Raw genomic sequence first — 16368 nt, forward strand, 5'->3', positions numbered from 1 at the left:
TTTTTCAATAGGTTTGCTATAATCAGTTCGTTACATGCAGACAGGAGCGAAGGGTATGAATTTTACAATTGACTGGTTATCCTTTTATCTAATGGAACAGCCTGAAGAAGAGGATGGCATTAAACAAGTGCGGATGACGCGCTATTTGAGCCATGATGAATATCAGAGAAGCGAGCTGAAAGATTTTCTCGATGGGGAATTCGCCCGGATTGCGAAAAGAAAAGTCGAGATGAATCCGAAGACAGAAGGCACGCCGACAAAACTGGGTCAATTTGTGTTGGAGCCTGGACATCCATTGGACTCGAACCCCAACTATGCCCTCTTGAATCGATTGTTGGCAGCGGAAACGTCAGGGGAGAGCAAAGAGCCCTGTCAGGAGCTGATTCAGTCGTACTTGCGAACCTCTCAGGTGAGAGGCGGGGTCATGATTGTGGTCCGGACGAGGTTAGAGCTGATTGACGAGCGCTACGTCTTTATTTTAAAATGCGATTTCGAACAAAAAACAGCGGTCATCACAGATGAGAAGAGCCTCATATCGAATGTACGCATGGCGATTAATGCCAAAAACATGAAATCGCTCATGTATCCGTACATGATCGAATCGGGGATGAATGACCCGTATCACGTGAAAATTCATCAGTTCTCCCACGCGCGGTATTTCGAGGAATTTTTGCGTTTTATCGAGTATCCACAGACGATGACACAGATCGTCTCTGAAGAAGTCATTTCATTGGCGAGACAGCACATCGAATATACCTATCCCGAAGAGTCCGAAGAGCGGATACGGGAAGAGGAAGCAATCGAACTCATTGCCGCAAGTCCTAAGCGGGAGCTCGCAGAAAAATGGGAGCATGAGACCGTGATGGAAGCGATGCAAATCATTACAGATCGCCAACCAGAGGTCGAGCTGAAGTTCAAGCTGGATCATATGCAGATCCGCACGTTATTGGCCGATTACGGCACGAGCCTGCATATTGCCAAAGTGAATGGGCGTTATTTGGTGCTATTAGAAGGCGAGCAGCTACAGTTCGAGCGTGGCATGTCCCCTGTTGAGTTTTTAAAGCCAAAGGCATTGACGGACATCGTGAAAGAAATCGAAGAGAGAAGCCAGAACGTTGCCTATACCCCGGTGAGCACGCCTACAGAGGACGATGATAATCCACCTTGGTAATAAACGAAGGGAAGGGAGTGATGGAGTTGGATCGACAACTAAGAGTAAGCGGCCAAGAGCATAACATCTATCCGGTTTTGCGTCATGCCTCTATGATCAACAAGTACCCGGAGCGGTGGGTGGTGAAGGAGCATACAGCTGATACGCACGTGCTGTACGCCCTAGATCAAGGAGAAGGCTACGCATTGATTGAGAAGCGGATGCTACAGGAAGTAGGCTGGACGAGCGAGCAGCTTCATTCATACGCGATGGAAAACTTGCGAAAGCTCCCCTTTTCAGTGAAGTCACAAGAGGTAGGGGGTCAGCGCATCCATTTTATCAGTCCGACAGATGGATACGCGGCCAGCCGAATTTTGCTTGATTCATTTCTGGCGGAGATGGATCAGAAGAAGCAAGGAGACTCGCTCGGTGTCGCGATTCCGCATCAGGATGTGCTGATCGTGGCGGATATGACAGGAGAAGCCGGGGCACACCTGTTAGCGCGTCTCACCTATGATTTTGCATCGAAAGGGCAAGTGCCGATTTCTGTCTTGCCTTTTTATTGGGAGGAAGGGGAATTGACCCCATTTCTCGTGGTGACGCACGACTCGGGTACGAAAATTGAAAGAAAGTAGAGCAAGCGCGGGGATAGTCTTCCCGCGTTTTCTATACCGCCGGTAAAGAGGAGGAAACCCTCGAATGAAAAATTTCATGATTGGTCAATATGGAGGTTTTGATCAGGCAAAATACGCACGAGATTTTAAAGAGGGCTTTTACGGAATAGAGGCATGTTTGTTTGAATCGGAGGAGGATATCCAATTCCTACAGCGTGAATCTCAAGCAAAAGGATTTGCGATTGGTGTTCATTTTTCGCTCCGTGCAGGTCAATCCGAACTGCGGGATGCCCTCTTTATGGATGCGAATGATCAGACGAGAGCAGAGGCTTTTGAATGGATTGACAGGGAATTGGCGTATATGGCGTCACTACAGCCAACCTATGTCTTATTCCATTATCCGAAGCCAGTCATCTTGGACGATCGCATCGACTGGAGTGTATGGCGCTTTCATGATTCACGAGACTATGTATGGGAGCATGCCTACACGGAAGCAGAGTTTCAATATCGTAGTGAGCAGCTGTTTGCGTGGTTGGCTGAGAAAGGCAAGGATTTTCGCTTCACACCTGTCCTTGAATTCGATGCACTCAACCGATATGTGTATGAGACAGAATTTTTAGAGCACTTGCTACAGAAATATCCAACGATCAAGCTCTGTCTCGATACCGGCCGATTATTCCTACAAGAAAAAATCGACCCGTTTTTCAATGCCCGTCAAGTCATCCAAAAGTATACGAAATATGCGTGGAGCATTCATTTGAAGAGTATGAAGGTGGCTGCTGATACGGTCGAATTCGTTCACTATCCGGTTCTTCCCGAATGCAAACCGGATGAAGGCTGGGCTCCGATCGAGGACTACCTGACGATTATCCGCCAGGAAAACCCTCATGTTAAGATCATGTTCGAGCATCGCTCCGAACAAGTAACGGACGAACAACTGGAGAGTTGCTATCGTTGGGTAAAGCAACTCCTAGAAAAACCTCACGATTGCCTTTCCAATAATAACTCAATATAGCGCCCGGCATCTTGAATCAGCCAGTACGGGTACCTAGGACCGTGTATGTACAAGTCTGTTGCGGTCACGAGCATTGTCTTCACTCGTGTCTTATCACCCATCAACTGCGCGCATACCCCCATCGTCATCCATGGATATAAATCACCAGTCTGAAACGTATCAAATTGCGGGAAAGCGGCTGTGATCCTCTGGTAGAGCAGCGAGGCGGTGTTGGCATCTGTCAAGCTGTAGACAATGGGAAAAGCCTGCGAGGTGACGTCCGGGTACCATTTTCGCCAGCCGGGGTACGTACGATCATACATTGCATACGACTTGCGAATCCGACTGTACATGCCACTGATGCCGAGCTCGCAGGATTTGGCGCGTGCAGCTGCTTCCTCGGCAGCCTCCACATTTCCGATCAACGAAAATAAATACGAAGCATCTGCCAGCCCCTTGGCCACCTCGCAATTGTCCATCAAATATTTGACTCGATACGAATGCTTCGCCCAGGTCAGGCCGTCCTTTTGTTGAAGGCGGGCAACTGCTTGGAGAAGGGATAAGAGCTTCGCGTGGTTGGCATGTAACCAGTCCATACGCCCCGTTGCTCGTATCCATTCCGCAAGCAGGCTGAAATAGGTGGTGTGGTAGCTATCTTCGCTATCATTTGTGCCGGTATCGATTTCTCTGCCTTGTTCAAGTCGAAAATCATTGATATAGCCGTCCGCATTCAGGTTCCGCAAATACCAATCGAGATAACCGCGAACAGCCTCTACCTCCTTCATGCGGATGAGGGAATTAACTCCGAGGTTGGTGAAGTACGGATTGATTTGATCACGTTTGGGACTAAGGCGAAAGGTACCGCTCGGCAATTGGCAGGATAGCAAAAAACTTGTTTGATTCAACGCCATTTCTTGCATCCATTTTTCCATGGGGCTGCCTCCTTCCAAGCTACGTAATTGCTGAAACGAGTTTGACACCGTATTCGATCCATTGCAAGGAACGCACATAAGAATCACTATCGATGGAAGGCAGTGAAGCTGGTTCTTTCACGACCTTGTGCCATTTTTCGTCTCGAAACCAATCTACCCCATCTGCCGGATCGTGTCCATAATCAGCCCATGCATCTTGAAGACGTGGGCTATATATCTTCGGACTTCCTTCTAGCAACTCATGTCCATCCAATCGCAGCTGATACTCAACTTCTGCGGTGAGCGGAGTATGATGAGGTGTGAACAAATGCGGCCAATAATCCGCTCGTGAACCTGTATGAGGGATGCGAGAACAATAGGAGAGCATTTTCTCAAAACGAAAACGATCCCCAAACATTAGCTGATACAAAGTCTTTCCGACTTGAATGCGGTACAGGACATCGGGAAAATGATGGACATTCAATCCGATCAAGCTAAGTCGACGGTCAGTAAGATGCGCTTTATAAGGAATGAGCACTTGATTCATCGAGAGAGCTGATTGGGCGACGAAGGCAAACGAAGCGAATATACGATTCAGTGTAAATGGCTTCTGTACGACGCGTTGTTCGATATACTGCTGTTCATTGACGATGAGTGCATGTGTAATGCGCGCACTGTCTTTAGATGCGAGGAACTCTTGCCAATACGATTGCATAAAGACTGAAACACCAAGTGGCGCCAAAAGCTTTGTTAAATCTGTCCCCGTTCGTTTCATCTCCGCATACAGTAGTAATTGCGGATAGGCATCGTGAAAAATCAGCCAGTTACATCTTTCCAAAAACCAAAAAAAGGGCTCGATTGCTTGTGCATCCATGATAAGCGGTAGCCACTCTCCTTTTAAATCCGTCATGTTCCACCCGCCATTTCGTGAGACCAGATGGGCCAATAACGCCCAGTGAACCTCTTGGTGTTCGAGAAAAAAGGCGAGGTATGCTTGTGTGCGGGTGACATTGTTGCGATTGGCTTTGGTTGTTGCTTGTCTGATTTGAGCAACTAGGTGCTGCTCGTCGATTGTCGTAGTTGTTTTGTATGCCATGGATAGCTCCTTGTGGTTTCGGGATTGAAAAAAGCAGGTCCAGTTGGCGACCCGCTTTTCATTCAACCAATCATTTCTAGTACCAGAAGCCGAACGAGTAGTTTTTCTTTGGCTTCCTCCCATGTATTCGCAAAAATGACAACGTGCTCCGATTGGAACTCCGTTTCAGCGACAAAAATCCCATCTTGTTCGTAGATGTTCATAGATGATCGTCCTTTCTGCTGCCTTTCAAGCATTGTATGCTATCATGGAAGAGATGATGCATTCAGCATATTGGAAAATCATGAGAAAGGTGGCACCAAGAACATGATCGTGAAAGTAACAAAAGAGGCAGCAGAACGCATGGCCAGTACAGACAAGCCTATTCGGATCAACGGTGAGCTAGTCGGTGGCTGCGGGATGAATGTAGAGTATGCGTTGTGGTGGGATACCCAAGGTCCAGAGGATGAAGTCTACCAGGTCGATTCTTTGACATTTGTGATAGATCGCGAAACCATTGCCTATATCGGGTCTGAATTGCTTACGATTGATTATCGTGCGCAGCAAGGCTTTCGTATGGTTACGCCACAGCAAATTTTGGCTTATGGCCTTCAGTTGAAAGAGCGCTGGAGCTAATCACTTCGGGAGAAATTGCAAAATAAAGGCGAGAATTCCTGCTGCAATTAATGGACCGACTGCAACACCGCGGAAAAAAGTGACACCAGCGATCGTACCTAGCAGCAAGCCTGTAACGATCAAAGGGTTTTGCGACATTAAAACCGTTCCTTTTCCAGCCAGATAAGCGACAAACATACCGACAGCAACCGCGAGTATCGAACGCCAATTCGTAAAAATTTCAAGGATAGAGGACGGATCGATTTTGCCGCTAGCAAGCGGAGTCATGATTCCAATCGTCAGTATTATGATCCCAAGCTGTAGGCCATGCTGCTCGAGCAGTGGGAAATATCGGTCCAACGACAGGAGCCTCATTAACAGAAGGATCGCAACTGCAATGGAGACGGTGGCGTTGTTGCCAATGACACCGAGCGCCAATAGTACCAAAAGGATGATAGAAATCCAGTCCATATGCGGGGTGGCTCACTTTCGTTTTTCTTAGTATATCCATGCTGCTGCGGCATGTGTACGGGCAAGAAAAAAGAGATCGGCATGCACAAGAGTGCGAGTGCCGATCTCTTTTTTCTAGTCGAACCACAGTTCCAGCATTCCGACTGGAAAACCTGTCTGCTCGTCCGAATCAGGGAAACGTCCCCAAGCAAATACGCCGTTGAAATAATCAATTGTAAACGGCTGATCGTAATCAGGCACGCTGTATTTGCTGCCGATTCGGAACTCATCCGTTCCTAAATAGTACGATTTCGCCATAAAGTACTTTTGTGTAATGATCGCAAGCTGTGAGTGATCACCAAGCTTCTTTTTCTCTTTCGCTTCGACGTGCAGGCGCTCCATTTCCTCCTGCAGCTCGGCGAGTGTCATTTGACTGTACAAACGCAACGGACTGCCCCCTTTCCATACAGGTATATTGTAGCAAAAGACAAGGGAAAAGGCGATGGATGCAGAATCCTCTAAAGAAACGAAAGGGGAGTCGGTTCGAAAATGACACGTTTTGATTTGCATGGAAAGAAAGCAATCATAACAGGTGCTGGAAGAGGAATTGGGAAGGCACTAGCATTGGGAATCGCAGAAGCGGGTGCGGAAGTTGCGGTAGTCTCGCGAACAGCTTCCGATTTGCAAGAAGTGGTATCGGAGATTGAAGCAAAAGGTGGAGTGGCTTTTCCAGTCGAGGCTGACCTGACTGTGTCTGATGCAGCGGACCGTGTTGTGAAGCAAGCAGTCGAAGAGCTAGGGGGTGTTCATATCCTGATCAACAATGCAGGAATGAATATCCGCAAAAAAGCACATGAAGTAACGGAAGAAGAGTGGGACAGAGTAGTGGATTTGAATTTGAAAGCAGCATTTTTCATGAGTCAAGCTGCTGGCAAAATCATGTGCGAGCAGCGCTATGGCAGAATCGTCAATATTGCTTCGGTCGCAGGTGTAGTAGCACTTCGTACGGGTGTCGCGTATGGTGCCAGCAAAGCTGGACTCATCCAGATGACGCGAGTGCTGGCATTAGAATGGAGCAAGTTTGGTGTCAACGTAAATGCGATCGCGCCGTGGTATTTCCGTACACCACTAACGGAGAGCTTGCTTAGCGACGAAGCGTTCGTCCAAGAGGTGTTGCAGCGAACGCCGAGTGGACGAATCGGGGATGTGGAGGACTTGGTAGGACCAGCGATTTTCTTGTCCTCTGATGCAGCTTCATACATATCGGGGCAAACGATTTCGGTTGATGGCGGTATGTCTATATACGGGTTCTAATAAAAAAAGGGGCATTCCCAGTTGGGAATGCCTAATTATTGGGGGCGATTGAGAAAAAGAACGACTGATTGTTCTATGACTGGTTTGCTCTCACCCAAAACAGTCAATCAATCAAAGCTATTAGCGTAGGCATACTCAGATTGAATGATCGATCTAAACATGCTTACGTTAAAAAGTCATCCAAAGAAGATAATCGAACTTTTTCTCAATGCGTTGAAAAAGTGCTTACACCTACAACATAGCAAGCAAAAGTAAAACATCAATAAAATAAAAATAAAGTATTATTAAATCTTTTTCTGTAAGTATCGCGTTAACGAGCAAAACGATGGTTACCGATCTCAACCGTTACAGGACGTGACCAAATCCACTTGGATGTAGCCGTATCCGGATTGAAGAAGTACAGGGAACCATTGCTCGGGTCCTTTCCATTCACCGCGTCCTGGACCGCTTTTCTCGTACTTTCATTTGATTTATGTGTCAAATTGCCGTCATGGACAGGCGAAAACGCATTGGGAGCATAAATAACCTCCCGTACCGTATTTGGAAATTCATCTGAAGCAACCCGATTCAATACAACGGCAGCAATCGCTACCTGTCCTTCATACGGTTCTCCCCGGCCTTCCGCATACACTAACCGGGCGAGCAGTTCCATATCCCTCTGTGAAACCTTCACTTTTCCATTGCGAACCACTTTTGGGCGACTATCACGACTAACCTGCACAGACTCGCGTTTTACTGCTGTAGCAGATAGGGTTGATTTCTTTTCCTTCTTTGAAACTTGTTCCGATGGCGCCTGTGCACTACCGAGAACAGGGAGGAATTGTACTGGTTGTGGTGCCATTGCACTTGTCGGTGTGACAAATAAGCATAACAACATCAAGCCAAAACTGTTCAAAAAGAAGAAAAAGCGCGTTGGCGCTTCTCGTGTCAACATGGTGTGAACCACTCCTTTTCGCTTTTTGCGTTTTGATTGCGGAAGCGAATCAGGTCTTTTGCAAGTCTATCGGTCTTATCGGAATGGTTCAAGAGGGAATTGGTTCCATAGAACTATTTACAATATCACGCAATTTATGAAAGTGTTTTCATGAACGGATGTTTCTAAATAAAAAAAGCCACTTTCCCGTTGAGAAAGTGGCTTTCGTGTGCAGTTTGAGGCTGCTCTTATTTTTCCGTAATCGTAATGGATTTAATGGTAATCGTTTGCTCAGGAACACTTGGTTCACCCGTTTGTGGGTTTTTCTTTACTTTCGTTCCTGCAATTTTTTGAACGACATCCATGCCACCCGTAACTTTTCCGAAAATCGTGTAATTCGGAGAGTTGTCCAATCCTGTCACGTCAGGGCCAGAACCAATGAAGAATTGGCTACCATTCGTGTTTTTACCGGAATTCGCCATGGCAACTACGCCTGCTTCATATTTATGACCATTTTTCAATTCGTCTTCAAACGTGTAACCAGGGCCACCCATGCCAGATCCCAATGGATCGCCTGTTTGAATCATGAAGTCTTTGATGACGCGGTGGAACGTGATGCCGTCATAGAACTTGTCCTTTGCGAGGAAAACAAAGTTATTGACAGCAATTGGGGCATCTTTTTCAAACAGATCGATCGTAATGTCTCCCATAGAAGTAGAGATTTTTGCTTGATAATCCTTTGTTTTGTCAAGCTGCATAGCCGGAGCCTTCTCGTATTTCTTCTCTCCCGTTGGACCCGGTGGGTTAGCTGGCTCTTTGGATGCTGGTTTCTCTGCTGGCGTAGTCGGCTGATTAGGAGCAGCTTCATTGCTTCCTGTAGAACAACCCGTAACCAAGGCGATTGCCGTCAGACATGTAAACAGAGTAGTGATCAACTTTCTCATCTTATGCACCTTCCTTTGTTTCATACTGTTGGGTGGTTCGGTTTCGAATTATAACACAAATCGTCGAGCTTTTGCCAATCCGCTAGTTTCCTTTCCAATCTCGCGTGGTATGATTGGGAGAAAAGGGTGGATCAATGTGGCAGAGCGATTTGAGACCAAAACGGTACATATTGGACATGACCCTTTGCGGGGAGTAAAGAGCAAATCTACACCGATTTATCAAACCTCCGTTTTTGCTTTCGATGGTTTGGAAGAAGTAGAACAGTACTACGTCGGCGAGGGAGAATACTTGTACACCCGAAATGGCAATCCCAACCAAGCGGAGCTGGCTCGTGCAATCGCTGTTTTAGAAGGCGCAGAAGCAGGTGTCAGTGCTGCCTCCGGTATGGGAGCAATCATGGCGGGTTTACTTGCCGTTCTTTCTCCTGGAGATCACGTGCTGGCTTCCCATGAAATTTATGGTGGTACCTATGCTCTACTGCACAAGGAACTGTCGCGATTTGGAATCGAGCTCGAGTGCATCCAGCTTGGTCAAATGACAAAGCTTGCTGATCATGTTCGCCCAACTACGCGGCTATTTTTCTTGGAGACCATCACCAATCCGTTATTGACAGTTGCGGATTTGCCTTACTGGATCAAGAAAGCAAAAAGTCTTGGCTTAACCGTCATGGTGGATAATACGTTTGCGACCCCGTATTTGGTACAACCCATTTCATTCGGAGCAGATCTCGTGGTACATAGTGGAACCAAATACATAGGTGGACATAGCGATGTGACGTCAGGTGTTCTGGTTGGATCACAGGCGACAATCAAGCGTGCCACAGAGGTCGTAGCCAACTATGGTGCATCGCTCAGTCCTTTTGAGGCCTGGTTGACATCACGTGGTTTGAAAACGTTGGCAGTGAGAATGGAGCGTCAATGCGATAATGCCAGCCAGATCGCTGCGTTTCTTCGTGAGCATACCGCAGTTGGACAAGTGTATTACCCAAGTCCTACGGATACCTTCTTTTTTTCACGGCAAAAACAGGGGGCAATGGTATCCTTTGTTCTGGCAGACGAGACGAAGATCTACGACTTTTACCGGGCACTTGACTGGATCAAGTTGGCTCCGTCCCTTGCAGGTGTGGAGACGAGTGTATCTCATCCTGTTACGACGTCTCACCGTGCTTTTTCTGAAGAGCAGCGCAAGGAAACGGGAATCACGATGGGATTGGTACGTTTATCGGTAGGAATCGAGGCTGTTCAAGACATTCAGTCAGCATTAGATGCCGCATTAGGGAAATAATTCAAAAAACTTTGCCACATTATGAAACTTTCTACCTAAGAAATACGTAATACTTAGTTAGAGTAGTCTCAGGATGTAGTGGAGAAAGTCCATTCTGAGAGCATGCTTCAGTCTGGAAGAAACCGAGGAAAACGCAAATGGGAATGGCTATGAAGCAACCGTCGGGGCCATCATCCGGAGATTATTATGAATCTCGTCCATTTACGGAACTGTATGACGAATATTTTGATCGCGTCAACCGGTATTTACGATGCCGGGTTCAAAGTACGTGGGATGCCGATGATTTGACCACCGTGGTCTTTTTAAAAGCGCTAGAAAAATTCGAGCAATATAGCAGAACAAGTCCTTTCGCATCATGGATTTTTCGTATTGCTCACAATACATATGTGGATTTTATGCGGAAAAACAGGGAGTTACCGGTCGACCAGGAAGATTTTTTAGGAGCAGAACCGGACGACACATGGCAGCCGGAACGGCAGGCGCTGACGAATGAAGAGGTTCGTCTGCTTCGTGATCGTCTGGACTTGTTGTCGCAGGATCAAAGAGACGTGTTGATGCTCCGGTACTTTGCTGACCTCAAAATTAGTCAAGTAGCTGAGGTGCTCGGCAAAACAGAATCGAGTATCAAGATGATTTCTTATCGCGGATTACAAAAACTTCAGAAGATGTATGAGAGGGGGGACTCCGAATGAGAGAAGAGGAGAAGCACCCCCATGATCATCAATCGGATGATCAGACCGTAACCCAACTCCTAGCCCATTTGAAGCAGATGCGCGGATCGGTTCCTGTCAACTATCAGTTAAAAACAGACCTCAAAAAACAATTGCTTCAGAAAATGAGAGAACACGAAGCCAAACAGGCAAAAGTTCCAAGTGCCGCACCCAAAAAATGGGGGAGGTTGGTTTGGAGTGGAATCGCTGCTGCTGCTCTCACCCTTGCCATAGGCGGATTTGTGTGGTGGAACAATTCCTCTCTTGCTGTTCGAGAGAATGAAATATTTAAGTTGCCAGCACAAGCAACTGTGGAGCTTGTTGATATTGATCGGAAAGCCGCTCAGCTAGCATACATCAATAACAATGCAGAGCTGAAAACCGTTCCCATTGATGAGGAATTAAAGCCAGTCACGATCAAGCTGCCACAAACCGAAGGAAAATACACCGGGGTAGCGTGGTCTAATTCTGGGAAGCAAATTGCAGTCGTCGAGCAAGGTAAAAAATTATCACGGATATGGATTGTGGAGATGCCAACGGCTTACAGCATGGGAAGCAGCCGATTGCTGAAGGAAGAAGAAGGGGTATTATACTCTTCACCAAGCTGGTCTGAACATGATGATTCGCTTGCCTTTACCCGCTCTAAAAATGGCGTCGAAGAAATTTGGGTGAGCAGCACAGTATCGTTCCAAGAATGGAAGCTTGTAGAAGGCTCTCAGCCTGAATGGTCACCAGATGGTAGCTTGCTTGCTTTCAATAAAGCCGGTGAAGTACAGCTGATGGAAATGCGGACGGGGAAAGTCACCTCGCTTGCAGTGGGACAATGGGCATCGTGGAGCTCCGATACGAGATTAACCTATACACACCCAAATGGAATGCTGATGGAAGTAAACGTGAGTGAAGAGCCTTTTGTGACACGCGAGCTACCATTGCGAAACCAGTCATCTGAAGAGTTGATCAAAGGCACCTGGGCAAACAAAGGTAAGCACTTACTGCTTATCTCCCGCCATGATCAGTTGCAACAACTGGTTATCTCTTTGGCGTCACGAAAATGAGCGGAGGAACAAGCATGAGATGGAAATGGGTGTTAATCTTTGTCATCACATGGCTTAGCTTTTCGATACGCCCAGCTATGGCAGAGAGCAACGTCGACATACAATTCGAGATACCTTTAAGTGGTATCGTCAAATATGAATCATGGATGAGACTAAACGTAAAGGTAACCAGCCAAGAACAGGATTTCACAGGGGCTGTAGAGTTGTCGCAGCGACAAGTCAAAAAAAATAATGAATTTAAGCTTCGGCGTCCTATAAAGCTCGAGCAAGGAAAGAGTACAACCATGTACTTTGATATGCCTTCCCAAATATTGCTCGATGATTGGTACGTCCAGGTGACGCAAAACGGTCAAGTTATCAAAAGCGAAAAGCTGCGTATCCCTTATCCAACAGACGGGCGCACCATTGGGGTGATCAGCGAAGAGGGCAATGCGTTTCATTTCCTTGCCATCAATCAATCACAATCCAAAATGAATCGACCCTTGTCTGTTCAAAATCTCACGGAACAAATGCTGCCTGACCAATCGTGGATTTACGAAAACATAGACATGTTAGCACTGGCAGGCAATAGTGGTTCCACGATTAATGATCAACAGATGGCAGCGATCAAGGAGTGGATCCAGTTAGGGGGGATCGTGGTTGTTTCCGCAGGTCCCAATCAAGATGGGATGATCCAGCGGTTCGCTGATATACTCCCTGTAGAAGCCGGAAAAGCTGGTAATAGAGAGCTACAGCAAGCATTAAGTGAGTATGACATTGCGAAAGTCGCACCGAATGGCAGTATCGGTGTATACAACCGAGATTTGCCCTTGTTTGTGTCAAAATCGTACGGTAGAGGGCTACTTCTATTTGTCAACTATGATGTGACAGCAGAGCCGTTGGCATCGTGGCAGTTTAATGCCCAACTGTGGCAGAATGCAATGATCCAGCATGGTGCCAAGAAGATTTTTGAAGAGAAGCTTTATATGGATCAAATGACACGGCCTTTTCTTGACTTGAGCAAGAAGATTCCTGAAGTACAGACTCCTCCACCGATCTGGATGGTGGCGTTGTGGGGCGGATATGTAATTGTACTCGCACCATTGACTTACTTCGTTCTGAAAAGATTGAGAAAACCTGAATGGGCGTGGGGGGTCATCCCAGTTGGAGGAATTTTCTTGACCGTCGCTATATTCGCGGTTGGAAAGCCTGCTGTTGTGAAAACGAGTACCAGCTACGCCGTAACCAAGATCGACATATTAGATGAGTCTCTGGCTCATGTTCGCTCAGCCGCAACGTTTTTGGGGGTGGATCAAAGCGAATACGATGTTCAACTTGAACCTTCGATCGTTGCTTTGCCTTTGACAGTCGGGCGAAATGATTATCGACCAGAGGGACTCATGGAGGGCGATGAGGTTCTGTCTTTCCGTAATCTCCCTTATTTGACACCAAAACAGGCAATCGGTATCGGGGTAAAGCACGACATGGGGGCTTTTGATGCTTCCTTACGAATTAATGAGAATCGTCTGCAAGGGCACGTGAAAAATAATACGGAGTTTGCCTACGATCAGACCTATATTGAAATTGGTTTTCAGCGAATTCCGCTTGGGCCATTGAAAAAGGGAGAAGAAAAGCAGATTGACAGTGTGCTTGAGCCCTTGTTTATGCCAAGAAAACCACAAACAACAAACGAATTGCAAACGATGGAAGAACGAATCAAAGAAATGCAGGAAAGAGTCGTTGAATATGAAGAGGGGAATCAAGCAAGTATCATCGGTACAACGACAGAGCCTCTTCCTCTGATGACGATGCAGGTGCCTCACCAAGCGCATTACTGGAATGTCATCCAGCAGCCTATTCAATTCCAGCCGAATGAACAAGGGCTGGTGACTTTTCCATATGGTCTGCTTGATGCCGAGATGTATGAAATGACAGGAGACTTCGACAGTACAGGTTACATTTGGCAGCTTGGGAAGGGCAGCATTACGTTTGAATTGCGTACGGATAAAGCGGCGATCAATATGAAGCGATTAACGGTACCGCTGAATCATAGCTCATTCAAACCTTTCCGGATCGAATACTTCCACCAAAAGAGCGGTAGGTGGATATCTGTTGAGCGCGGGACGAGACTTGTCCTCGATAAGGAACTCCAGCAAATATTGACGCCAAATCAAACATTATTGCTTCGCTTTTCCCACAATGGAACGTCGCGATTAGCTCTACCAGAGCCAATTTTCCAGGTAGAGGGGGTGCAGAAATGGTAATCGAAACCGTTCATTTAGGAAAAAGATACGGCAATCTACAAGCGTTGGCGGATTTGAACCTTACCATCGAGCCAGGTAAGGTGTTCGGTTTCATTGGTCCAAATGGTGCCGGAAAATCTACCACGATGCTTATCTTGTCTACCCTTCTGGAACAGAGTGAAGGGGAAGCATTTGTATGTGGCTACAATGTTCGAAAAGATCCTGCGAGTGTACGCCAGTCTGTTGGCTACATGCCCGATTTTTTTGGCGTATATGACAATTTGACAGCCGTGGAGTATTTGGAGTTTTATGCCGGAGCGTACAAAATTCCAGCCTCCAAAAGACGGGCACTCGTTGGTGATCTTTTAGAACTGGTGAATTTGTCTCACAAAGCAGACGCTTTCGTCGATTCTTTGTCTCGAGGCATGCAACAGCGCCTGGGGCTAGCACGTTGTCTCGTACATGATCCGGCCGTGCTGATTTTGGATGAACCTGCGTCAGGACTGGACCCGCGAGCCCGTATCGAATTGCGCGAGATTATGAAGCAACTACGCGAAATGGGCAAGACGATTATTATCAGCTCCCATGTTTTGCCAGAGCTAGCCGAGCTGTGTGATGATATTGGTGTCATCGAAAAAGGTAGATTAATTGCGTATGGTTCTGTGCATGAGGTCAGCAATCGAGACACAGGACAGAGCCGGATGCAACTAAGAGCCCTGCGGAACTTGGACAAAGCGGGACTTCTGTTAGCGAGCTCTCCGTATGTACATCAATTGACAGAGTATATGGGAGGCTATCGCTTCTACTTTCAAGGGACGGAGCAACAAAAAGCTGAATTGCTTCAAGAACTGCTGGATGAGCAGGTCGCAGTCGTCTACTATGGCGATTCCAAGAAAGATTTAGAAGACGTCTTCTTAGCGATTACGGAAGGAGTCGGTATGGAGTGAGCGACTTCTTGTTCAATCCTCTTTTGGTAAAAGAAATGCGGGACAGATTCCGCTCGAGAAAGACCATGCTCATTTTAGCGGTTTACTTGTTTGTCATGGGGGGAATACCGATGGGCTTTTTGCTCATGGACCCCTTAAAGGCCGAATCGTTAGGGGATAACCGGGATCTGTTTCTGATATCCGCGGGGATACACTATGCGATGGTTTGCTTTGTGGCACCTGCTCTGACTGCTGGAGCGATTAGTGGAGAGAGAGAACGCCAGACCTTGCATATTTTGTTGACGACCCAGCTGTCAACGCGCACGATTATTTTGAGCAAGCTGATTACGTCTTTGGCGTTCTCCACACTGCTCTTGGTTGCCTCGATGCCTTTGTACAGTATCGTAATGCTGTACGGAAGCGTCTCCCCGGAACAAATGGCCCAGCTCGTCCTTTTTCTTGCGGTGAATATGTTTTTTCTTGGGTCGTTGGGGTTGTTTTGCTCCACTTGGATTAAACGAACGTCGATCTCGACGGTCACCACATACGGCATTGCCTTCTTTTTTGTGGTAGGTACTGGATTGCTGTTCTTTTTCATCGGTGAGTCTTTGCAACAGACGTATCCAGAGCAATACGTCAATTCAAATGTTTGGAGCATGTATGAGCTACAGATGCTTGCAGGGACGAACCCTATTATCGTTTTGTCCGATATTTTAGGCGAGTCATTCGATCAATCGGATGACATCACTTTTGCACCGTGGCTGTTTTTCTCATGTGTGTACGTGGTTCTTTCCTTTGTGCTCGTTATCTGGAGCGCTTATTTGTTAAAACCAATCCGCCGAAAATGGTGGAGTTGGAAGAAACGACCTGTTCGTGTACAATGAAAAAGGTGCATGGGAAAAGGGAGGTTTTTTTGTGAGTGATCAAGATGTACAGATCATTGATTTTGAAGAACTGCTTCGTGCGATTGAGAGCCGTCTGGCATCTGCGGGGATGTATGTCAAACGCGAAGCGATCGTGACTATTCTTCAGGCAGAAGAAGCATTTTTGCTTGAAAAAGGTGTTCTTCAAGAGTATAGTGAGTAATCAGCTAACAACCTGCCTAAAGTGGTAGGTTGTTTTTTATGGACAGGGAAGGCATAAAGTCATTCGCCTGTTTGCTTCTCCCGGAAAAAAACGGTATGATGGAA

The 16368-nt window shown here is 46.8% G+C and carries 19 protein-coding genes; 12 read left to right on the forward strand and 7 right to left on the reverse strand.

Features of this window, described 5'->3' with window-relative positions; translation table 11 throughout:
* Window positions 1-55: 55 nt before the first annotated feature.
* The 3 genes from POF51_RS00145 (at window position 56) to POF51_RS00155 (ending at window position 2779) form a co-directional block, all read left to right on the forward strand.
* Window positions 56-1171, forward strand: coding sequence for a DUF3900 domain-containing protein (locus POF51_RS00145; protein ID WP_069844740.1), 1116 nt, complete (start codon window positions 56-58; stop codon window positions 1169-1171).
* A 20-nt stretch (window positions 1172-1191) separates the two neighbouring features.
* On the forward strand, window positions 1192-1785 hold the full coding sequence (locus POF51_RS00150; RefSeq protein ID WP_271753086.1) for a DUF1444 family protein: 594 nt from the start codon (window positions 1192-1194) through the stop codon (window positions 1783-1785).
* A gap of 64 nt (window positions 1786-1849) precedes the next feature.
* Window positions 1850-2779, forward strand: a complete 930-nt coding sequence (locus POF51_RS00155) for a sugar phosphate isomerase/epimerase (protein ID WP_271753088.1) — start codon at window positions 1850-1852, stop codon at window positions 2777-2779.
* On the opposite strand, the gene POF51_RS00160 is transcribed toward POF51_RS00155, so the two are convergent.
* The 3 genes from POF51_RS00160 to POF51_RS00170 form a co-directional block, all read right to left on the reverse strand.
* Window positions 2746-3690: a hypothetical protein gene (locus tag POF51_RS00160; protein WP_271753093.1), complete on the reverse strand. Its 945-nt coding sequence runs from the start codon at window positions 3688-3690 to the stop codon at window positions 2746-2748. The genes POF51_RS00155 and POF51_RS00160 overlap by 34 nt on opposite strands.
* Window positions 3691-3709: 19 nt before the next feature.
* Window positions 3710-4765, reverse strand: coding sequence for a DUF2515 family protein (locus POF51_RS00165; protein ID WP_271753095.1), 1056 nt, complete (start codon window positions 4763-4765; stop codon window positions 3710-3712).
* A gap of 62 nt (window positions 4766-4827) precedes the next feature.
* On the reverse strand, window positions 4828-4968 hold the full coding sequence (locus tag POF51_RS00170) for a hypothetical protein (protein WP_007718846.1): 141 nt from the start codon (window positions 4966-4968) through the stop codon (window positions 4828-4830).
* Window positions 4969-5071: 103 nt separating this feature from the next.
* Between POF51_RS00170 and POF51_RS00175 the strand changes: the two genes are divergently transcribed.
* Window positions 5072-5380, forward strand: a complete 309-nt coding sequence (locus POF51_RS00175) for an iron-sulfur cluster biosynthesis family protein (RefSeq protein WP_026043130.1) — start codon at window positions 5072-5074, stop codon at window positions 5378-5380.
* On the opposite strand, the gene POF51_RS00180 is transcribed toward POF51_RS00175, so the two are convergent.
* Both POF51_RS00180 and POF51_RS00185 read right to left on the reverse strand, forming a co-directional pair.
* Window positions 5381-5830, reverse strand: a complete 450-nt coding sequence (locus POF51_RS00180; protein ID WP_069844745.1) for a DUF441 domain-containing protein — start codon at window positions 5828-5830, stop codon at window positions 5381-5383.
* A gap of 114 nt (window positions 5831-5944) precedes the next feature.
* A complete protein-coding gene (locus POF51_RS00185) occupies window positions 5945-6256 on the reverse strand; it encodes a YfhH family protein (protein WP_017249145.1) in 312 nt (103 codons plus the stop codon).
* A gap of 102 nt (window positions 6257-6358) precedes the next feature.
* Here POF51_RS00185 and POF51_RS00190 point away from each other — a divergent pair, with 102 nt between their 5' ends.
* Window positions 6359-7123, forward strand: a complete 765-nt coding sequence (locus tag POF51_RS00190; protein WP_069844746.1) for an SDR family NAD(P)-dependent oxidoreductase — start codon at window positions 6359-6361, stop codon at window positions 7121-7123.
* A gap of 310 nt (window positions 7124-7433) precedes the next feature.
* Here the strand turns inward: POF51_RS00190 and POF51_RS00195 are convergent, their stop codons facing one another.
* Both POF51_RS00195 and POF51_RS00200 read right to left on the reverse strand, forming a co-directional pair.
* Window positions 7434-8057, reverse strand: a complete 624-nt coding sequence (locus tag POF51_RS00195; RefSeq protein WP_069844747.1) for a cell wall hydrolase — start codon at window positions 8055-8057, stop codon at window positions 7434-7436.
* Between the two features lie 227 nt (window positions 8058-8284).
* Window positions 8285-8980, reverse strand: a complete 696-nt coding sequence (locus POF51_RS00200) for a peptidylprolyl isomerase (RefSeq protein ID WP_069844748.1) — start codon at window positions 8978-8980, stop codon at window positions 8285-8287.
* A gap of 109 nt (window positions 8981-9089) precedes the next feature.
* Here POF51_RS00200 and POF51_RS00205 point away from each other — a divergent pair, with 109 nt between their 5' ends.
* The 7 genes from POF51_RS00205 (at window position 9090) to POF51_RS00235 (ending at window position 16264) form a co-directional block, all read left to right on the forward strand.
* A complete protein-coding gene (locus POF51_RS00205) occupies window positions 9090-10265 on the forward strand; it encodes a trans-sulfuration enzyme family protein (RefSeq protein WP_069844749.1) in 1176 nt (391 codons plus the stop codon).
* 137 nt (window positions 10266-10402) lie between these two features.
* Window positions 10403-10957 (forward strand): RNA polymerase sigma factor, encoded by a 555-nt coding sequence (locus POF51_RS00210; RefSeq protein WP_017249140.1) that lies wholly within the window; start codon window positions 10403-10405, stop codon window positions 10955-10957.
* Complete coding sequence (locus POF51_RS00215) at window positions 10954-12030, forward strand: TolB family protein (RefSeq protein WP_069844750.1); 1077 nt, start codon at window positions 10954-10956, stop codon at window positions 12028-12030. Before POF51_RS00210 ends, POF51_RS00215 begins: the two co-directional genes overlap by 4 nt.
* A 14-nt stretch (window positions 12031-12044) precedes the next feature.
* The gene (locus POF51_RS00220; RefSeq protein ID WP_271753114.1) at window positions 12045-14273 is read left to right on the forward strand and encodes a hypothetical protein; all 2229 of its coding nucleotides are present in this window, start codon (window positions 12045-12047) and stop codon (window positions 14271-14273) included.
* A complete protein-coding gene (locus POF51_RS00225; RefSeq protein WP_069844752.1) occupies window positions 14267-15199 on the forward strand; it encodes an ABC transporter ATP-binding protein in 933 nt (310 codons plus the stop codon). The genes POF51_RS00220 and POF51_RS00225 overlap by 7 nt, the downstream gene beginning before the upstream one ends.
* On the forward strand, window positions 15196-16062 hold the full coding sequence (locus POF51_RS00230) for an ABC transporter permease (protein WP_017249137.1): 867 nt from the start codon (window positions 15196-15198) through the stop codon (window positions 16060-16062). Before POF51_RS00225 ends, POF51_RS00230 begins: the two co-directional genes overlap by 4 nt.
* Window positions 16052-16264, forward strand: a complete 213-nt coding sequence (locus POF51_RS00235; RefSeq protein ID WP_017249136.1) for a hypothetical protein — start codon at window positions 16052-16054, stop codon at window positions 16262-16264. The genes POF51_RS00230 and POF51_RS00235 overlap by 11 nt, the downstream gene beginning before the upstream one ends.
* The last annotated feature ends 104 nt before the right edge of the window (window positions 16265-16368 follow it).

It is taken from the genome of Brevibacillus sp. AG, from assembly GCF_028369215.1.
GTDB classification, from domain to species: Bacteria; Bacillota; Bacilli; order Brevibacillales; family Brevibacillaceae; genus Brevibacillus; species Brevibacillus porteri.

What these genes read in the sequence shown, in the direction of transcription:
- POF51_RS00180 (WP_069844745.1), bottom strand. Translation starts at nt 5,830, where the DNA reads ATGGACTGGATTTCTATCATCCTTTTGGTACTATTGGCGCTCGGTGTC.
- POF51_RS00190 (WP_069844746.1), top strand. Translation starts at nt 6,359, where the DNA reads ATGACACGTTTTGATTTGCATGGAAAGAAAGCAATCATAACAGGTGCT.
- POF51_RS00225 (WP_069844752.1), top strand. Translation starts at nt 14,267, where the DNA reads ATGGTAATCGAAACCGTTCATTTAGGAAAAAGATACGGCAATCTACAA.
- POF51_RS00205 (WP_069844749.1), top strand. Translation starts at nt 9,090, where the DNA reads ATGATTGGGAGAAAAGGGTGGATCAATGTGGCAGAGCGATTTGAGACC.
- POF51_RS00150 (WP_271753086.1), top strand. Translation starts at nt 1,192, where the DNA reads ATGGAGTTGGATCGACAACTAAGAGTAAGCGGCCAAGAGCATAACATC.
- POF51_RS00155 (WP_271753088.1), top strand. Translation starts at nt 1,850, where the DNA reads ATGAAAAATTTCATGATTGGTCAATATGGAGGTTTTGATCAGGCAAAA.
- POF51_RS00170 (WP_007718846.1), bottom strand. Translation starts at nt 4,968, where the DNA reads ATGAACATCTACGAACAAGATGGGATTTTTGTCGCTGAAACGGAGTTC.
- POF51_RS00145 (WP_069844740.1), top strand. Translation starts at nt 56, where the DNA reads ATGAATTTTACAATTGACTGGTTATCCTTTTATCTAATGGAACAGCCT.
- POF51_RS00220 (WP_271753114.1), top strand. Translation starts at nt 12,045, where the DNA reads ATGAGATGGAAATGGGTGTTAATCTTTGTCATCACATGGCTTAGCTTT.
- POF51_RS00195 (WP_069844747.1), bottom strand. Translation starts at nt 8,057, where the DNA reads ATGTTGACACGAGAAGCGCCAACGCGCTTTTTCTTCTTTTTGAACAGT.
- POF51_RS00210 (WP_017249140.1), top strand. Translation starts at nt 10,403, where the DNA reads ATGGGAATGGCTATGAAGCAACCGTCGGGGCCATCATCCGGAGATTAT.
- POF51_RS00215 (WP_069844750.1), top strand. Translation starts at nt 10,954, where the DNA reads ATGAGAGAAGAGGAGAAGCACCCCCATGATCATCAATCGGATGATCAG.
- POF51_RS00175 (WP_026043130.1), top strand. Translation starts at nt 5,072, where the DNA reads ATGATCGTGAAAGTAACAAAAGAGGCAGCAGAACGCATGGCCAGTACA.
- POF51_RS00200 (WP_069844748.1), bottom strand. Translation starts at nt 8,980, where the DNA reads ATGAGAAAGTTGATCACTACTCTGTTTACATGTCTGACGGCAATCGCC.
- POF51_RS00160 (WP_271753093.1), bottom strand. Translation starts at nt 3,690, where the DNA reads ATGGAAAAATGGATGCAAGAAATGGCGTTGAATCAAACAAGTTTTTTG.
- POF51_RS00165 (WP_271753095.1), bottom strand. Translation starts at nt 4,765, where the DNA reads ATGGCATACAAAACAACTACGACAATCGACGAGCAGCACCTAGTTGCT.